Here is a 16,847-nt window from a genome sequence, read left to right as displayed (position 1 = left end):
CGGCCCCGGCGAACCATCCGGCAGCGGCTTGCCCGGCATGCTGCCCGGAACCACAACGGAATAAGCCGGCACCCGGCCGATGAAGATTTCGCCGGTCGCGCGGTCGATGATCTTGGTGGACGCGCCCAGGAACACACCCATCGCCAGCACGCTGCCGCGCTCCACCACCACGCCCTCGGCCACTTCGGACCGGGCGCCGATGAAACACTCGTCCTCGATCACCACGGGGGCGGCCTGCAACGGCTCCAAAACCCCGCCGATCCCGGCGCCGCCGGAGATGTGGCACTTCTTGCCGATCTGCGCGCAGGACCCGACGGTGGCCCAGGTATCGATCATCGTATCGTTGCCGACATAGGCACCGACATTCACGAAGGACGGCATCAGCACCACGCCCGGCGCGATATAGGCCGAGCGCCGCACCACCGAGCCCGGCACCGCACGGAATCCGGCGTCGCGGAAGCGATTGGCGCCCCAGCCCGCCGTCTTCAGCGGCACCTTGTCCCAGGCGCCCCCATCCATCGGCGCCGAGTCGTAGAGGCGGAAGGACAGCAGGACTGCCTTCTTCAGCCACTCATGCACGGTCCAACCCTTCTCACCCGGGCTCACCACCCGCAGCTTGCCGGAGTCGAGCGCCTCGAGCGCGGTCTCCACGGCATCGCGTGCCTCGCCGGTGGTGGCGGATGACAAGGTGTCCCGCTTGTCCCACAGGGCATCGATGGTAGTGCGCAGACTAGACAGGCTAGTGTCGTCCATGGCCGTCGAAACCTTCTGTCGATTGGCGGCGGACCATGCGCAGGGGTCACTCCCCTGTCAAACCGGGTGGGCAGCCCGGACGGGTGCCCATGCAGCATTCGGCCGGGCCGCGATCCTAACCTACCGTTTACCCGCACGGTCCAGGATGCCGTAGCGTAACAAGTGAGGCGCCGCATGAGCGAGATGGCAGCATACATTGTCGATGCTGGCACGAATGCTGCTCCACCGGATGTGATCCGGACGGGAGCTGACCTGCTGCGCGGTGCCCTGTTGGACAGCCGGCAGCGCTGGCGCGACCTGGTCTCGATGGCAACCGATTTTGCGTTCGAAACCGATGCCGCCGGCCGCCTGATGTTCGTCGCCCCCGCCACCGTGCTGGGCTGGTCCACCAGCGCTTTGCTGGGCCAGCCCGCGCTCATGCTGCTGGCCGGGCCGCAAGATTCCTTCAATCCCTTCACCCCCAGCCCAGCCTATCGCGACCGCCGCGCTTGGGTGCGCCGTGCAGAGGGCGGCACCGCCTGCTTCAGCTTCGCCGCAGCGCCATTGATGGAGCATGGCGTGGCCGTTGGCATGCGGGGCGTCGCACGGGACGTGACGACGGAGCACGCTCGCGAGTCCAACGTCGCCGGTGCGCTGCGTCGTGGCGAAGTGGTGGAGCATATCCTGTGGCAGATGCGGCAGGAGGTGCTGGCCCCCCGCATGATGGACGCGGTGTTGGACGGATTGACCGCCGCACTCGGCGCATCCGGCGCGGCCGTCGTCGATTTGCTCGCCACCACCGAGGGCGAGGTGTTGCTGCACCATACCGGGGCTGACGCGCCGGAGCTGATCGCTGCCGCCATCGCCGTCCTGCAGGTCGAAACGCTGGACCCGCTGATGACCAGCACCATGGGCCATCCGGTCATCGCCTGCCCCAGCTACACACGGTTCGGCCAGCGCGCCGGGCTGTGCGTATGGCGCATCGCCGGCGGCACGCCCTGGACGGAGGAGGAGGGGCAACTCGTCTCCGCCGTGACGACCATCGTGCGCGTGGTGCTGGAACATGACGCCATCCAGCGCGAACTCGCCCGCCAGGCGCGGACCGATCCATTGACCGGGCTGCTGAACCGTCGCTCGTTCCTGGAGGAGGTAAACCGCCGCATCGACCGGCTGGACCGCGAGGAGATGCCCGGCACGCTGATGTTCGTCGATTTGGACAACTTCAAGCGCGTCAACGACGAGTGCGGCCACGACGTCGGCGACCAGGCCTTGGTTCACACCGCGCAATTGCTGCGCCGGACCGTCCGGCCGGCCGATCTGGTGGCCCGGCTGGGCGGCGACGAATTCGCCCTTTGGCTAGACGGCTCGGACGAGTTGACAGCGGCCGAGCGGGCCGAGCGGCTGCGGCTGGACGGCCCGGCGGCGATGGCCGCAGTGCTGCCACCGGACGCACCGCCCGTGTCCACCTCGATCGGCATTGCGTCCCGCCATCCCCGCGCTGGGGAGAATTTGGACGAGGTGATGCGCCGCGCCGATGCTGCGATGTACGACGTGAAGCGCGCCGGACGCGGCCACTGGCGGGTCGCCCGTGACCCGCTCCACCCCTAGGAGATGTCGTGAGCACGGATACGGTTGCGCGCGCCCTGCTTGACCTCGACGTGAGGGTCAAGCTGGCTGCGAACCCCGCCACACCATCGGACATCCTGACGTTCCTGGCCCGTGATACGGCCGTAACGGTGCGCGCGGCCGTGGCATTGAACCCGTCCGTCACCGCCGCCGCCGATCGCCGCCTGGCCGGCGACGGGGACGAGCGGGTGCGCATGCTGCTGGCGCGCAAGCTGGCGAAGGCGCTGCCCGGCCTGTCCGGGCCGACCGAGCGGGAGATGCGGGAACGCACGCTCGGCATCCTGTCGACCCTGGTGCGGGACGAAGCGGTGCGTATCCGCGCCGCGATCGCCGTCATCGTGGCCGCCATGCCCGACCTGCCGCGCGATATCGTGCTGGCGCTGGCAAACGACGCCGCCGTATCGGTCAGCGAGCCGGTGTTGCGACTGTCGCCGCTGCTGTCGACCGACGATCTGCTTGCCCTGCTGCACACGCCGCCGCACGACGCCACGGCGACCGCCATCGCCTGCCGGTCCAACCTGCCGCCCGAGGTCGCAGACGCAATCGCCGCCTCCGCCGACAGCGCGGCGATCCAGGCGCTGCTGGCAAATAAATCCGCGGCCATCATGGAAAGCACCTTGGACGTGCTGATCGCCCGGGCCGAGAACGAGCCGGAGTGGCACGAGCCGTTGGTGCAGCGCCCGTGGCTGTCCGACAATGCAGCGCGCGCCCTGTCCGGCATCGTGGCGGACCATCTGCTGAAGATCCTGGCCGAACGCTCCGACATCACGCCCAGCGTGGTTGCCGAAATCCAGCAACGGCTGGCCAAGCAACTGGCCAAGGGCGTCGCGCCCATCACACGGGTCAGCGACGAGGCGTTGATGGAGGAAGCGCGCTATTTGGACACGATGGGCGAGCTGACCGAGGACATGTTGCTGGCCGCTTTGCGCGCCGGCGACGTTCGCCGGGCCAGCACGCTGCTGGCGGTTGCCGCGTCCGTCACGTTGTCGGTGATGGACCGCGCGGCCTCCCTTCGCAGCGCGAAGGCGCTGGTGAGTTTGGTGTGGAAGGCCGGCTTCTCCATCCGGGCCGCGGGATCGGTGCAGGCGGTCATCGGCCAATTGGGGCCGGATGAGGTCATGGCTGCCAGTGCGTCCGGCGGCTATCCGCTGACCCCGGAGGAACTCGGCTGGCAGCTCGATTTCCTGGGCTGCCGCCGCAGCTAATCCTTCGCCGGCCGCCTTCGCCCTTGGCGAATGGCAAGACATCAGCAGATAGTGGTCTCCAAGACGATCCAGGGAGTCACGCCATGCCAACGAAATTCGGCCTCGCCCAGCCTGTTCGCCGGGTCGAGGACCCGCGGCTGCTGAAGGGCGATGGCCGCTATACTGACGACATCACGCTCCCCGGCATGCTTTGGAGCGCCGTGCTCCGCTCCCCCCACGCGGCCGCGACCCTTGGCGCAATCGACACTGCAGCAGCCCTGGCCGTACCCGGCGTGCTCGCCGTCTACACCGGTGCCGATTTGTCGGCCGACGGCATTGGTGGCCTGCCCTGCGCCATTCCGCTGAAGAACCGCGACGGCACTCCCCGGGTCGACCCGCCGCACCCGGTGCTGGCGGAGGGCGCGGTGCGCCATGTCGGCGACCCCGTTGCCTTCATCGTGGCCGAAACCCAAAAGGCCGCCCGCGACGGCGCCGAAGCGGTGATGGTCGAATATGACGTCCTGCCCTCGGCTACCGACCTGGCGACCGCGACCGATGCCGGACAACCCGCCGTCTGGCCGGAGGCGAAGGACAATGTCTGCTTCGACTGGGAGACCGGCGACAAGGCGAAGGTCGACAGCCTGTTCCAGTCCGCCGCCCACATCACCAAGCTGACGGTCGTGAACAACCGGGTCGTGGTGAATAGCATGGAGGCCCGCGCCGCGCTGGCCGATTATGCCGATGGCCGTTGGACCCTGCATACCAACACCCAGGGCGGCTGGGTCATCAAGTCGTTGCTGGGCCAGGCCGTGTTCAAGGTGCCGGAGGAGCAGTTCCGCGTCATGACGCCGGATGTCGGCGGCGGCTTCGGCATGAAGCTGTTCCTGTATGCCGAACATGTGCTGACCTGCTACGCCAGCCGCAAACTCGGCCGCCCGGTGAAGTGGGTAAGCGAACGGTCCGAGGCGTTCCTGTCGGACACGCAGGGCCGCGACAACATCACCGATATCGAACTGGCGCTGGACCAGGACAACAAATTCCTGGCGCTGCGCACCCGCAACGTCGCTGGCATGGGCGCGTATCTGTCCACCTTCGCGCCGATGATCCCGACCATGGCCGGCACGAAGGTCCTGGCCAGCGTGTACGGGTTCCAGGCGATCTACGCCAACGTCATCGGCGTGTTCACCAACACCGTCCCGGTCGACGCCTATCGCGGTGCCGGGCGGCCGGAGAGCAATTACGTGGTAGAGCGAATGATCGACGCCGCCGCGGCCGAAATCGGCATGGATCGCATCGCCCTGCGCCGCCTGAACATGGTGAAGCCGGATGCCATGCCATACATCTCCGCGATGAAGCAGACCTACGACAGCGGCGACTTCAATCGCGTGCTGGACGCGGCGATGGCCAAGATGGACTGGGCCAGCTTCGAAACCCGCCGCGCCGCCAGCGCCGCCAAGGGCAAAAAACGCGGCATCGGCATGGCCTATTACCTGGAGGCAACCGGCGGTGCCCCGACCGAACGGGCGGAGATCCGCTTTGCCGATGACGGCTTCGTCGATGTGTTCGTCGGCACCCAATCCACCGGGCAGGGTCACGAGACGGCGTATGTCATGCTCACCGCTGACCAGTTGGGCATCGATGGCGACAAGATCCGCATTCGCCAGGGCGACACCGACACAATCCCGACAGGCGGCGGCACCGGTGGCGCGCGCAGCCTGTATTCGGAGGGCCAGGCGATCCTCGTCACCGCCGCCAGCGTGATCGAGAAAGGCAAGCAAGCGGCGTCCGAGGCGTTGGAAGCGTCGGTCGCGGATATCGAGTTCACCGCCGGCCGCTTCGCCGTGGTGGGAACCGATCGCGGCATGGACATCATCGCCCTGGCATCCGCCCAGCGCGCCCGCGCCGCGAAGGGTGAGGCCGCAACCCAGTTGGATGCGGCGGAGATCGCCAAGATCGACAGCCACACCTTCCCCAATGGCTGCCACATGGCAGAGGTCGAGATCGACCCCGACACCGGCATGGTCGACGTCAAGCGCTACATCGTATGCGACGACGTCGGGAAGGCAGTGAACCCGCTGATCGTCCGCGGCCAGGTGCATGGCGGCGTGGCCCAGGGGTATGGCCAGGCGGTGCTGGAACGCACGTCCTACGATCCGACCTCGGGCCAGTTGTTGTCCGGCAGCCTGATGGATTACGCCCTGCCCCGCGCGTCCGATCTGCCGGATATCGAGGTCGAACTGATCGAGGTTCCCTGCGGCACAAATCCGTTGGGCGTGAAGGGCGCTGGCGAGGCAGGCGCGGTGGGCAGTCCGCCAGCCATGATCAACGCCATCGTCGATGCGTTGCGCAGCGCCGGCATAACCGCCATCGACATGCCCGCCACACCGGAAAAGGTGTGGAAGGCGCTGCAGATGGCCGCCTAATCGTTGGAGCGGCGGAAGGGACGCTACCCTTCCGCCAGGACTTCCCGGCTGGCGCGCACACGGTCGACCCGGCGGCCATCCATCGACTGCACTTCGAACAGCCATCCGGCGAACACGATCTTGTCGCCCTCCCGCGGCACCCGGCGCAGCAGCGCCAGCAGCAATCCGGCGGTGGTATGGTAGCTGCCCTCCGCGGGTAGATCGGGCAGCGCCAGGCGGGATTTCAGCTCGTCCACCGGCATCATGCCGTCTACGACCAAGCTGCCGGGGATGTTGTCCGCGCCCAGGGTCGTGTCGGACTGCGCATCCGTCGCGTCGCCGACGATCGCCTTCAGCACGTCCGCAGCGGTGACCACGCCCTCGAAGCTGCCATACTCGTCCATCACCAGCGCCAGGCCCAGCGGATCGGCCTTCAACCGCTCCAGCGCATCCAGCGCGGAAATTGTGTCCGGCACGACCATCGGCTGGCGCAGCACGTCGTTGACCGACAACTCCTTGCCGCCCAGCAACTGGTCCAGCAGATCCTTCGCCTGCACCACGCCCACGACGTTATCGACGCTGCCGTCGCATACCACGAGGCGATGGTGCTGCGCCGTCTTCAGCGCCTGCACGATGTCACGCCGTGGGTCGGTGCGGTCCAAGAACGCGATCTCGTTGCGTGGCGTCATCATCGCCCGCACCGGCTTGTCGGCTAGGCGGAGCAGCCGCTCGATCATCTCCCGCTCCTCGGTCTCCAACAGGCCGACCTGAGCGCCCTCGGCCAGCACCGCCTTCAGTTCCTCCTCCGTCACGCCCGACGACGCCGGGTGGGCTTTACCAAACAGGCGCAGCACCAGGCCGGTGGACAGGCCCAGCACCCAGATCATCGGCGCCGCATACCGGCTCAGTGCCTGCAACGGCCGTGCGACGCGGGAGGCGACGACCTCCGGCTGGCGTAATGCGAGTTGCTTGGGCACCAATTCGCCCAGCACCAGCGTTAGGTACGTCGTCACCAACACCACGATCAGCAGCGACAACTCGCCGGCCAGCGGGGCAAGCATTGCGCTCTGCGCCAGGACCGGTTCCAGCCGCGCCGCCAGCCGGGCGCCGCCAAACGTGCCCGTCAGGATGCTCACCAGGGTCATGCCCACCTGGACCGTCGGCAGAAAACGCTGTGGGTCATCCGACAGGTTTAAAGCAACTGTCGCGCCGGGAACGCCTTTACGCTCCAGCACCATCAGGCGCGCCCGGCGAACGGACACCATTGCCAACTCGCTGAGCGCGAAAAGCCCGTTCAGCAGAATGAGGAGAAGGGCAATTCCGATTTCAAAGAACAATTCCATGCGCCTCTTATCGCAGCCGTCACGGCAGCATCAAAGCCTGGGCAGGTGGGCATGAACCGGTCGGTGCCGTTTCTCGCATGGCTGTTGGGGCTTGCTGGGCTGCTGCCGTTCCTGGGCTGCGGGTTGTTGGCCTTGGGCCAGGACGGCGACCGGGCAGCGCTGGCGCTGGTCGCGTATGGCGCGGTCATCCTGGCCTTTCTCGGCGGGGTGCATTGGGGGTTTGCGCTGGACGAGCCATCCGGCCGCGGCGAACGCAGACGCCTGACGCTAGGTGTACTGCCATCTTTGGCCGGCTGGGTGGCGCTGCTGCTAGCGATTGCGCTGAACGCGCAGGCGGGCTTGGCCATGCTGATCGTGGCATTCGTCGGCACCATTGTCGTCGAGTCGCGCGGCGTGGGGGCGGGCCTGGTGTCGCCGGCCTACATACGGTTACGCTACGTTCTGTCCGCCATCGTCGGAGTCGTGCTGTTGTTGGTGTTGCTGCTTCGCCTGGCCGGGTTGCACCTCCAGCTCTGGTAGCGCCGCGGGTTCGATAGCTGAATTCAAATTTCGTTAATTAATCTCTTTTCTTGGATCTAAACAGGTTGTAGCGTCGTTGGTATAACGGAGGCCAGTTATGAACGATCAATTAAGCGCAACGATCATTCCGTTCCCAGTGCGGCGGACCCAGTCCCAGCCGACCGTTCCGGTCGAAGCGGATTTCGTGCCCCAGGCGTTGAAGACCATTCCGCCGGTCGCTCCCACGGCAGCCACGGCTAAGTCGGGCGAGTTGTCCGCCTCCGCTCAGCGGCTGAGCCTTGCGCTCGCCGGACTGTCGACCGCGCTGGCCGACCAGCGTGATGCGACGCAGCGTTGGAAGTCCGCGCTGGAAGATCTGGCGGCAAAGATGCGCACGCTGGGCGACCTCAGCACCCTGAAGATCACTCCAAACCAGAAGACCGGCAGCTAACCAAGCGGCCGGCGACGCACGTCCGGCCGGACGTGCAAAAATGGCAGCACCGCCGGGTCGGCCGTCACCGGCCCCGGCGCTGCCGCCACCAGCACGCGATGCGCGATGGGCGAGAAATCCGCCCGGAAGTGGACGGAGGATTTCAATGCGATGATCGGCAGTTCGGATGGCTCCAATCCGACATGCCGCAGGATCGCCTGGTCGTATGCCTGGATCTTCCGGCTGGCGATCACCACTCGCACTTTGCTCTCCACCTCGATGAGCGCACAGGGGCCCAGGCGGGCCGTGTTTCCGGCGCTCATCGGCCCCGTCAGTTTGAAATTGCCATCGCCCAAGGCCAAGACGGTGCCGTCGACGGCCAACGGCGCACCATCCGACTTGCCGCCCAGGTTCAGCGAGATGGCGCCCCCCGTTCCAGCCGTGTGGCAGGCGGCGGCACTGTCCGCGTCATTGATGATGCAGACGACCGCCCCCTCCGCGCGCTGACGGATCAGTTCGGCTAGCAGCCCAGTAGTGTCGCCATGGCCGCCGCCGCCGGGGTTGTCCTGGGTGTCGGCGATGACCACCGGGGATCCGTTGGCGGCCAAGGCGGTCGTTACCGCGTCGGCGGCGGACAGCACATCGCCGGCGAAGCTCGCCTCCCGCGTCACCATCTCCGCCAGGAGGGCGTCGGCCGCGGCATCGGCGGTGGCCTGATCCTCCGCATAGGCGGCAATGGCGGCGCCGCAATCGGCGAAGTCGGCGTAGGGAAAGCCGAAGCACCAGGCGAGTTCGATCGCACCCGTCTCCGCCTCGATCGCGGCCCTGCGCTCCATCACTGGGGCCATCGGACCTTCCATGGTGCATTGGCTGGTGATGGGCATCCAATATTCCACCTGCCGGAATGCACGGGCGAAGGGTTTGCCGAGGGCGATTCGGCGCCGCAGCAACTCCACCGCGCGCCGTCCAACCACTTTCATATCGACATGCGGATAGGTGCGGTATGGCACGATCACGTCAGCCGAGTTTACCATAAGGGCAGTCATGTTGGCATGGGGGTCCAACGTAATGGCGATCGGCACGGGGCCGACGATGGCGCGTATGCGGCGCAGCAACTCGCCTTCCGCGTCCGGCGCGCCCTCGGCCAAGGCGGCGCCGTGCAGGTCCAGGAAAATGCCGTCCAACGGGCCGGCCGTGGCCACGGTGGCGCACATCATGGCAGCAATGCGCTCGAACGCTTCCGCCTGGACGGGGCCGGCGGGGGTGGCGAGGCACCACAGCAGCGGCACGACGGTGTCGCCAGCCGCCTCGATCGAGGCGATCGCGCCCGCCGCGCAGGCCGCACTGCCGCGCATCGCGTCCGGCAAGGCCGCCCCCTGCACCAGCGCCGGGTTGCCGCCGGGCGTTAGAAAATCGGCGTAGGTGGTGGGCATCGGCGCGAAGGAATGGCTCTCGTGCAGGAAACCGCCGACCGCAATACGCATCATGAAACCCTTTCTAGAGACGACAGGCTGGCAAGTTACGACAGGCTGGCCGTCGCAAAGCTGTCGAACACGCCACCGGGCAGATGCAAGCGGCGGTCCCGCACCACGGGAAGCGCCGGCTCCACCAGCCAGATCTGCGGCATATCCCTTACCAGCAACGCCTGCGCTTGCGCGAGCGAGCCGGCCAGCAGCGGCGCCAAGCCGGGCTGGTCGGGTGCGTATTGCGCCAGATCCTGCCGCAGATCGCCGGTTTGCTCCGCCGTGAAGCCGGTGGTTTGGAACGCGCCGGTGGCAACGCGCCGCGTCCACTCCGCATCTGTCACCGATTCGGATACTAGATCGACGCCCACCTGCTGCAGGCGTACGCGCAGAGTATCGGCCAGACGCTGCCAGACGGCGCCAGGCCGGACCAGATGCGCCAATCGCAGCCGCACGCCGCTATCATCAGGCCGCAACCCTGCCTCTGTCAGGTGCATCGATGCCGCGCGGGCATCGAAGGGCGGCAGGGTCGCTGCGGGATTGCGGTCCGGGCTGCTGGCCAGGCCCGGACCCGTCGCCACCTGCCCCAAGCCCAACCACGCGTCCCGCAAAATGCCCGTACGATCCAGCGCGGAGGCCAGGGCCAATCGGACCCGGGGATCGTCCATCGGCTTGCTCGTATGGTTCAGGCGCAGCCCTGCGATCGAGTCCGGCGCGCCCCCCTCCACCACCAGGGTCGGCGCCTCGCGCAGATGGGCCAACATGTCCGGATCAATGGCGGGGCCAACCAGTAACCCGGCACTTTCCTCCAGCATGGCCAGCCGGGCTGCCGGGTCTGGCAGGATTGGAAACGCGATTTCGATCAGACTGGGCTTCGGACCAACGAACCAGTCGAACCGGACCAGCCTCAACCACTCCGCCATGCGGAACGGCCCGGAGCCGATCGGCGTCACTTCCCGCGGGTTGAGCGCGAAGCCGGGGAAATCATGCACGTGCTGCGGCACGATCGGCGCAGATAGCGCGTCCATCTGGTGCAGGAACGATGCGAACGGCTCCTTCAGCGTCACCACCACGGTGTGCGCATCCGACGCTAGAACCGATACGACCCGCGCCAACCCCATCTCGGGCTGCAACTGCCGGTGAAACCGGTCGATCGAGAACACGACGTCGTCCGCCGTCAGCGCGCCGCTATCGTGCCAGGTCAAACCCGGCAGCAGATGGAATGTATATGTCAGCGCGTCCGCGGATACGTCCCAACGTGCGGCCAGATCCGGCTGCGGCACGCCCTGCGGGTCAAGCCGGCATAGTCCACGATACAATTTGCCGCCGACCAGCCGCGCCTCCAGCGTGCGGGAGACGCCGGGCACCAGCACGGCTGGCGCGGCCACCAGCGGACATACAATTCGGGCCATCTCCGCCGAACGGCTGACGAAGGGCACGGCGGTGGCAGCGGCGAGCAAGGTGCGTCGGCGGAGTCTCATCACCACGAACGGTAGTTGGTTCCAGATGCGGGCGAAACGCACTAGCGTCGTCATTGGCACGGAGGAATATCGGTTGAAGGCTTTTTGGGACCCGGCGCAGCTTGCACATTCGCCGCAATTCTTTCTTCAGCGCGGCCTGGTTCGCAGCAATTACGAGGTTCCGGCCCGCGCCCTATCCTTGCTGAAAGGCTGCGAGTCGATGGGGCTGGAAATGGCCACCCCCGGCCCGGCCGACCGTGCCGCGATGGAGGCCGTGCATCCCGCCGACTACCTGGATTGGCTGGCCACCGCTGCCCGCCAATGGGCCGCAATGCCCGGCGCCGGGCCGGAGGTTGTGGCCAACATGCATCCGTCGCCGGAGATGTTGGCCACCGGCGCCCGGCCCGCCGACTCCGTCATCGGCCGCGCTGGCTGGTATTCGGCCGACGCGGCATGCCCGATCGGCCCGGACAGTTGGACATCCATCGAGGCAGCAGCCGCCTGCGCGCTTGCAGCCGCGGACGAAACCGCACGCAATCACGATAGCTACGCGCTGTGCCGCCCGCCCGGCCACCACGCCTACGCCGCCCGCGCGGGCGGCCATTGCTATCTGAACAACGCCGCCATGGCCGTCGAGCGACTGATCAGCCACGGCGCCCGGCGCGTCGCCGTGCTGGACATCGACAGCCATCACGGCAACGGCACCCAGGGCATCTTCTGGAACCGGGAGGACGTGCTGTTCACCTCCGTCCACGGCGATCCGTCCGGCTATTATCCCTGGTATGTCGGCCATGCCGACGAACAGGGCGGCGGCACCGGATTGGGCTTCACCCGCAATTTCCCCCTCGCCGCCGGCACAGGCGACCTCGGCTGGCTGGCCGCTTTGGATGCAGCGTTGCGAGCGATCGAGCGGTTCGGCGCCGATGCGCTGGTCGTCTCCCTCGGGTTCGACGCGTCGAAGGACGAGCCGCTGAACTTCCTGGCGGTGACGGAGGAGGGTTTCACCCGCGCCGGCGCCGCGATTGGCCGGCTGGCCCTGCCCGCCGCGTTCATTCAGGAGGGCGGTTACAACACCGACCTGCTGGGGCTGCTGCTGGAAAGATTCCTCACCGCGTTCTGCGGATGAGCATCGCCCGCGTCCAATCCTTCGCGTTTTCCGGGGTGGATGCGGTTCCTGTCGAGGTACAGGTCCAGGTGTCCAGCGGCCTGCCCGCCTTCCTGGTGGTCGGCCTGCCGGACAAAGCGGTGGGTGAGGCGCGGGAGCGGGTGCGCGCGGCGCTGACGGCGATGGGCCTGGCGCTGCCGCCGCGCCGGGTGCTGATCAATTTGGCTCCTGCCGACCTGCTGAAGGAAGGCAGCCATTTCGACCTGCCAATCGCGCTGTGTGTTCTGGCCGCGATGGAGGTGCTGCCACGGGAAGACCTGGCCGGGTTCGCTGCGTTGGGCGAATTGTCGCTGGACGGCACGCTGAACCCGGTGGCTGGCGTGCTGCCCGCCGCCATCGCCGCCTCCGCCCGCGGCTTGGGGCTGATCTGCCCGGCAGTGCAGGGTGGCGAGGCCGCCTGGGCCGGCCAGGTGGAAGTGCTGGCGCTGCCCGACCTGCTATGCGCCGTAAACCATTTCCGCGGCACCCAGGTTCTGACCCCGCCCGCCCCCGCTGGCGTGGCGGAAATGGCTCCCGGGCCGGACATGGCGGATGTGAAGGGAATGGAAGCGGCCAAACGCGCGATCGAAGTCGCAGCGGCAGGCGGGCATAATTTGCTGCTGATCGGGCCGCCGGGCGCCGGAAAGTCCATGCTCGCCAGCCGCCTGCCCGGCCTGCTGCCCGACCTCACCCCGGCGGAGGCGCTGCAGGTGAGCACCATCCACTCCGTCGCAGGGTTACTGGTCGGCGGGCTGCTGGTGAAGCGGCCGCCCTATCGCGAACCCCACCACTCCGCCAGCCCGGCTGCGCTGACCGGGGGCGGCCAGCGGGCACGGCCAGGCGAGGTGAGCCTGGCGCATCGCGGCGTGTTGTTCCTGGACGAGTTGCCGGAATTCCCACGGGCGGCATTGGAGGCGTTGCGCACGCCGCTGGAAACCGGCCGCACCACCGTCGCCCGCGCGTCCGCGCACATCACCTACCCGGCGCGATTTCAACTGGTGGCCGCCATGAACCCGTGCCGCTGCGGTCATCTGGGCGATGCCAGCCGCGAATGCAGCAAGGCGCCGCGCTGCGGGGAAGACTACCTCAACCGCATCAGCGGCCCCCTGCTGGACCGCATCGACATGACCGTGCAGGTGCAGCCGATCGCCCCGGCGGAACTGAGCCGCGCACCACCTGGTGAATCGACCGCGACCGTCGCGGCCCGCGTCGCTGCTGCCCGGGATGTCCAACGCAGCCGTGGCACGCTGAATGCCGAGGCGGATGGTAGCGCCATCGCATTGGAGCCGGATGCGCGCGAGTTGGCGGAGCGTGCGGCGGAGAAACTACGCCTGTCCGCCCGTGGCTTCACCCGGGTCTTGCGGGTGGGGCGCACCATCGCCGACCTGGCGCGGTCGCCCACGGTGCGCCGGGCCGACGTGGCCGAGGCACTTGCCTTCCGCCATCGCGTGCCGGGGCGGCCCGTCTGACGGACTAGTGAAAGGCCGAGCCCAGTTTGGTGAAGATACTGCGCAGACTGGTGCCGATCAGCGTCGCGCCGCCCAATGCGGCAATGCCCGCCGTGCCGGCGATCATCGCGTATTCGATCGCGGTCACGGCGCGCCGATCCAATCGCAATCGCAGCCAACCGCCAAGATGTTCGAACATGATGTTGCCTTGCCTGTTCGCCGCCAGGGCAGCCCCGCATCACACCACCATCAGGTTTATGACGAGTAAATTTTTCAACCGGAACGACCACGGCCGGTTTTGACGAAACAGAGCGTGAACCCTACTAAGCCCGCATGTCTGACGCCCTCGCTGGAAACATCCAAAACGCGCCCCTCGCCGATGCGCTGAGCGAGCGCTACCTCGCCTACGCGCTATCCACCATCATGTCCCGGTCGCTGCCGGATGTGCGGGACGGGCTGAAGCCGGTGCACCGGCGGCTGGTCTACGCCATGCACCAGTTGCGCCTGGACCCGACGGCCGGGTTCAAGAAATGCGCCCGCGTCATCGGCGACGTGATCGGCAAGTATCACCCGCATGGCGAGGCATCCGTCTACGAGGCGTTGGTGCGCCTGGCGCAGGATTTCGCCGCCCGCTATCCGCTAGTCGAGGGCCAGGGCAATTTCGGCAACATCGACGGCGATAACCCGGCGGCGATGCGATACACCGAAGCCCGGATGACGCTGGTCACGCGCGCGATGCTGGACGGCATCGATGACGACGCGGTCGATTTCCGCCCGAACTACGATGGGGAGGAGCACGAGCCCGTCGTCCTACCCGCCGGATTCCCAAACCTGTTGGCCAACGGTGCCGCAGGGATCGCGGTGGGTATGGCGACCTCCATCCCGCCGCATAATGCCGGCGAGGTCTGCAGCGCCGCCCTGGCGTTGATCGCCAACCCCGACGCCACCACCGCCGAATTGCTGCAGCACATGCCCGGCCCCGATTTCCCCACCGGCGGCATCTGCATCGAGGACCCGGCCTCGATCCTAACCGCCTACGAAACCGGCCGTGGCGGCTTCCGCCTGCGGGCATCGTGGGAGGTGGAGCGGGGCAAGAACGGGATGTGGCACATCCTGGTCACTGAAATTCCCTACCAGGTGCAGAAGACCAAGCTGATCGAAACCCTGGCCGAGCTGCTGGAGGCCAAGAAGCTGCCCTTGCTGGGCGACATTCGCGACGAGAGCACCGAGTTGGTGCGGCTGATCCTGGAACCAAAGGCCCGCACCGTCGAACCGGCGCAACTGATGGAAACGCTGTTCCGCGCTACCCAGTTGGAAACCCGCTTCCCGCTAAACATGAACGTGCTGACCTCCGATCGCACCCCCATGGTGCTGGGCCTACGCGCCGTCATCCAGGCCTGGCTGAACCACCGCGGCGAGGTACTGATCCGCCGGTCCAACCACCGCCTGGCGGAGGTAGAGCGGCGGCTGGAACTGCTGAACGGCTTCCTGATCGTGTTTTTGGATCTGGACGAGGTGATCCGGATCATCCGCGAGGAGGACAACGCCAAGGCCGGGCTGATCCGCCGGTTCGAGATCAACGACGTGCAGGCCGAGGCCATCCTGAACATGCGCCTGCGCTCGCTGCGCCGGCTGGAGGAGATGGAGCTACGGCGTGAGCACGCAACGCTGGAGAAGGAGAAGAAGGGCCTCAACGCCCTGCTAGGCAGCGAGAAATTGCGCTGGAAGCGGGTTGGCGAGGAGATCGAGGGCATTCGCGAGAAGTTCGGCAGCGGTCCGCTCGGCGACCGCCGCACGAAGCTGACCGGCGTCCCCGACGCGGTGGAGGTCTCGTTCGAAACCGCGGTGGAACGTGAGCCGCTGACGGTCGTGCTGTCGAGGAAGGGCTGGATCCGCGCTCTGCGCGGCCACCTGGCCGATGGCAGCGACCTGAAGTTCAAGGATGGTGACGAATTGCGGCTGATGCTGCATTGCCAGTCGCCGGATCGCCTGTGCCTGTTCGCCACCAATGGCCGCGCCTACACGCTGCGCGCGTCCGAATTGCCGCGCGGTAGGGGCGACGGCCAGCCGATCCGTCTGCTGGCCGAAATGACCAATTCGGATGACGTGACGACGCTGTTCATGTTGCAGGACGGCCAACGCTACCTCGTCGCCTCCGCCACCGGACGCGGCTTCGTGGTCGAGTCGGCGGATCTGCTGTCCGAACGCAAGGCCGGCAAGCAGGTCCTGAACACCCGGCCCGGCGAGGAAGCCGTGCTATGCGTCCCAGCCATTGGGGACCATGTGGCCCTGGTGGGCGAGAACCGCCGCCTGCTGGTGTTCCCGCTGGAGCAGGTTCCGGTGCTGGCGCGCGGCACCGGCGTGATCCTGCAGCGGTTCAAGGATGGTGGGCTGAAGGACGCAAAGGTATTCGCCCTGGCCGACGGCCTCACGTGGAAACTTGGCGACAAAACCCGCACCGAAACTGCATTGCGCGACTGGTTGGGCGAACGCGCACAGGCGGGGCGGCTGCCGCCAAACGGGTTTCCGAAAGGTGGGACGTTTAGCGGCGGTTGAGGACGGTCGCCGTCGCCGGGCCGGCCGCCAGTTGCCGGGGAGGTGGACGAAGGGCGACCCTATCGCCACTAATCCACCCGGGCGCCCAACCGCAATTGATGGCGTTCCGCCCTGTCGCGCGGACCATCGCACGACCTTGCTCAACCGCTGAAGGAGGACCGCATGGACATCAAACGCAGTGGCACCCAACCGTCGGGCAAGGGGCCTGCCGACTACTTCACCGGCACGGTGCGCATCGACCCGCTATTCGCGCCCCCCGACCCCGCCCGCGTCGCCATGGCCCTTGTGACGTTCGAACCGGGCGCTCGGACGGCATGGCACACCCACCCATTCGGCCAAACCCTGATCGTGACCGCCGGGTGCGGACGGGCGCAGCGGGAGGGCGGGCCTATCGAGGAAATCCGGCCCGGCGATGTCGTCTGGTTCGCGCCGGGCGAGAAACATTGGCACGGCGCCGCGGCCACCACGGCGATGAGCCATATCGCGATCCAGGAGAAGCTCAACGGCTCCCCGGTGAATTGGATGGAACACGTCACCGACGCCCAGTACGAAGGATAGCCC

General features: G+C 67.3%; 14 protein-coding genes. 9 read left to right on the top strand and 5 right to left on the bottom strand.

The window, feature by feature from the left end:
* A partial coding sequence (locus GSQ76_RS03260; protein WP_158742481.1) for a 2,3,4,5-tetrahydropyridine-2,6-dicarboxylate N-succinyltransferase occupies positions 1-753 on the bottom strand: 753 nt, incomplete at its 3' end.
* A gap of 174 nt (positions 754-927) precedes the next feature.
* On the opposite strand from GSQ76_RS03260, the gene GSQ76_RS03255 reads away from it, so the two are divergent.
* The 3 genes from GSQ76_RS03255 to GSQ76_RS03245 all read left to right on the top strand — a co-directional run bounded on the left by GSQ76_RS03255 (position 928) and on the right by GSQ76_RS03245 (position 5,965).
* The gene (locus GSQ76_RS03255; RefSeq protein ID WP_158742480.1) at positions 928-2,340 is read left to right on the top strand and encodes a sensor domain-containing diguanylate cyclase; all 1,413 of its coding nucleotides are present in this window, start codon (positions 928-930) and stop codon (positions 2,338-2,340) included.
* Positions 2,341-2,348: 8 nt separating this feature from the next.
* Entirely contained in the window at positions 2,349-3,563 is a 1,215-nt protein-coding gene (locus tag GSQ76_RS03250; RefSeq protein ID WP_158742479.1) for a DUF2336 domain-containing protein, read from the top strand.
* 83 nt (positions 3,564-3,646) lie between these two features.
* A complete protein-coding gene (locus tag GSQ76_RS03245) occupies positions 3,647-5,965 on the top strand; it encodes a xanthine dehydrogenase family protein molybdopterin-binding subunit (protein WP_158742478.1) in 2,319 nt (772 codons plus the stop codon).
* A gap of 23 nt (positions 5,966-5,988) precedes the next feature.
* Here the strand turns inward: GSQ76_RS03245 and GSQ76_RS03240 are convergent, their stop codons facing one another.
* Complete coding sequence (locus GSQ76_RS03240) at positions 5,989-7,287, bottom strand: hemolysin family protein (RefSeq protein WP_158742477.1); 1,299 nt, start codon at positions 7,285-7,287, stop codon at positions 5,989-5,991.
* Positions 7,288-7,338: 51 nt separating this feature from the next.
* Between GSQ76_RS03240 and GSQ76_RS03235 the strand changes: the two genes are divergently transcribed.
* The gene (locus GSQ76_RS03235; RefSeq protein ID WP_158742476.1) at positions 7,339-7,806 is read left to right on the top strand and encodes a DUF3429 domain-containing protein; all 468 of its coding nucleotides are present in this window, start codon (positions 7,339-7,341) and stop codon (positions 7,804-7,806) included.
* A 97-nt stretch (positions 7,807-7,903) separates the two neighbouring features.
* A complete protein-coding gene (locus tag GSQ76_RS03230; RefSeq protein ID WP_158742475.1) occupies positions 7,904-8,236 on the top strand; it encodes a hypothetical protein in 333 nt (110 codons plus the stop codon).
* Here GSQ76_RS03230 and GSQ76_RS03225 read toward each other — a convergent pair.
* Entirely contained in the window at positions 8,233-9,702 is a 1,470-nt protein-coding gene (locus tag GSQ76_RS03225; RefSeq protein WP_254070218.1) for a M81 family metallopeptidase, read from the bottom strand. The two genes, GSQ76_RS03230 and GSQ76_RS03225, sit on opposite strands and share 4 nt — an antisense overlap.
* 32 nt (positions 9,703-9,734) lie before the next feature.
* Positions 9,735-11,213: an ABC transporter substrate-binding protein gene (locus tag GSQ76_RS03220; protein WP_254070238.1), complete on the bottom strand. Its 1,479-nt coding sequence runs from the start codon at positions 11,211-11,213 to the stop codon at positions 9,735-9,737.
* Positions 11,214-11,232: 19 nt separating this feature from the next.
* Between GSQ76_RS03220 and GSQ76_RS03215 the strand changes: the two genes are divergently transcribed.
* Together GSQ76_RS03215 and GSQ76_RS03210 are read left to right on the top strand one after the other, a co-directional pair.
* The gene (locus GSQ76_RS03215) at positions 11,233-12,264 is read left to right on the top strand and encodes a histone deacetylase family protein (RefSeq protein ID WP_158742473.1); all 1,032 of its coding nucleotides are present in this window, start codon (positions 11,233-11,235) and stop codon (positions 12,262-12,264) included.
* Positions 12,261-13,751 (top strand): YifB family Mg chelatase-like AAA ATPase, encoded by a 1,491-nt coding sequence (locus GSQ76_RS03210; RefSeq protein ID WP_158742472.1) that lies wholly within the window; start codon positions 12,261-12,263, stop codon positions 13,749-13,751. The genes GSQ76_RS03215 and GSQ76_RS03210 overlap by 4 nt, the downstream gene beginning before the upstream one ends.
* A gap of 4 nt (positions 13,752-13,755) precedes the next feature.
* Here GSQ76_RS03210 and GSQ76_RS03205 read toward each other — a convergent pair whose 3' ends face one another.
* The gene (locus GSQ76_RS03205) at positions 13,756-13,878 is read right to left on the bottom strand and encodes a Flp family type IVb pilin (RefSeq protein ID WP_216850872.1); all 123 of its coding nucleotides are present in this window, start codon (positions 13,876-13,878) and stop codon (positions 13,756-13,758) included.
* 185 nt (positions 13,879-14,063) lie between these two features.
* Between GSQ76_RS03205 and parC the strand changes: the two genes are divergently transcribed.
* A complete protein-coding gene (gene parC / locus GSQ76_RS03200) occupies positions 14,064-16,286 on the top strand; it encodes a DNA topoisomerase IV subunit A (protein WP_158742470.1) in 2,223 nt (740 codons plus the stop codon).
* 162 nt (positions 16,287-16,448) lie between these two features.
* A complete protein-coding gene (locus GSQ76_RS03195; protein ID WP_158742469.1) occupies positions 16,449-16,844 on the top strand; it encodes a cupin domain-containing protein in 396 nt (131 codons plus the stop codon).
* Positions 16,845-16,847 lie beyond the last annotated feature (3 nt).

Origin of the sequence: Acidisphaera sp. L21 (genome assembly GCF_009765685.1) — a bacterium.
Lineage (GTDB): Bacteria > Pseudomonadota > Alphaproteobacteria > Acetobacterales > Acetobacteraceae > LMUY01.
The sequence above is the reverse complement of the archived record's forward strand: the minus strand, read 5'-3'. Positions and strand labels throughout refer to the sequence as shown.

Excerpts from the sequence above, each read along its gene's own strand:
- GSQ76_RS03195 (WP_158742469.1), top strand. The coding sequence starts at position 16,449 with ATGGACATCAAACGCAGTGGCACCCAACCGTCGGGCAAGGGGCCTGCC.
- GSQ76_RS03230 (WP_158742475.1), top strand. The coding sequence starts at position 7,904 with ATGAACGATCAATTAAGCGCAACGATCATTCCGTTCCCAGTGCGGCGG.
- parC (WP_158742470.1), top strand. The coding sequence starts at position 14,064 with ATGTCTGACGCCCTCGCTGGAAACATCCAAAACGCGCCCCTCGCCGAT.
- GSQ76_RS03235 (WP_158742476.1), top strand. The coding sequence starts at position 7,339 with ATGAACCGGTCGGTGCCGTTTCTCGCATGGCTGTTGGGGCTTGCTGGG.
- GSQ76_RS03240 (WP_158742477.1), bottom strand. The coding sequence starts at position 7,287 with ATGGAATTGTTCTTTGAAATCGGAATTGCCCTTCTCCTCATTCTGCTG.
- GSQ76_RS03255 (WP_158742480.1), top strand. The coding sequence starts at position 928 with ATGAGCGAGATGGCAGCATACATTGTCGATGCTGGCACGAATGCTGCT.
- GSQ76_RS03210 (WP_158742472.1), top strand. The coding sequence starts at position 12,261 with ATGAGCATCGCCCGCGTCCAATCCTTCGCGTTTTCCGGGGTGGATGCG.
- GSQ76_RS03245 (WP_158742478.1), top strand. The coding sequence starts at position 3,647 with ATGCCAACGAAATTCGGCCTCGCCCAGCCTGTTCGCCGGGTCGAGGAC.
- GSQ76_RS03225 (WP_254070218.1), bottom strand. The coding sequence starts at position 9,702 with ATGATGCGTATTGCGGTCGGCGGTTTCCTGCACGAGAGCCATTCCTTC.
- GSQ76_RS03220 (WP_254070238.1), bottom strand. The coding sequence starts at position 11,213 with ATGACGACGCTAGTGCGTTTCGCCCGCATCTGGAACCAACTACCGTTC.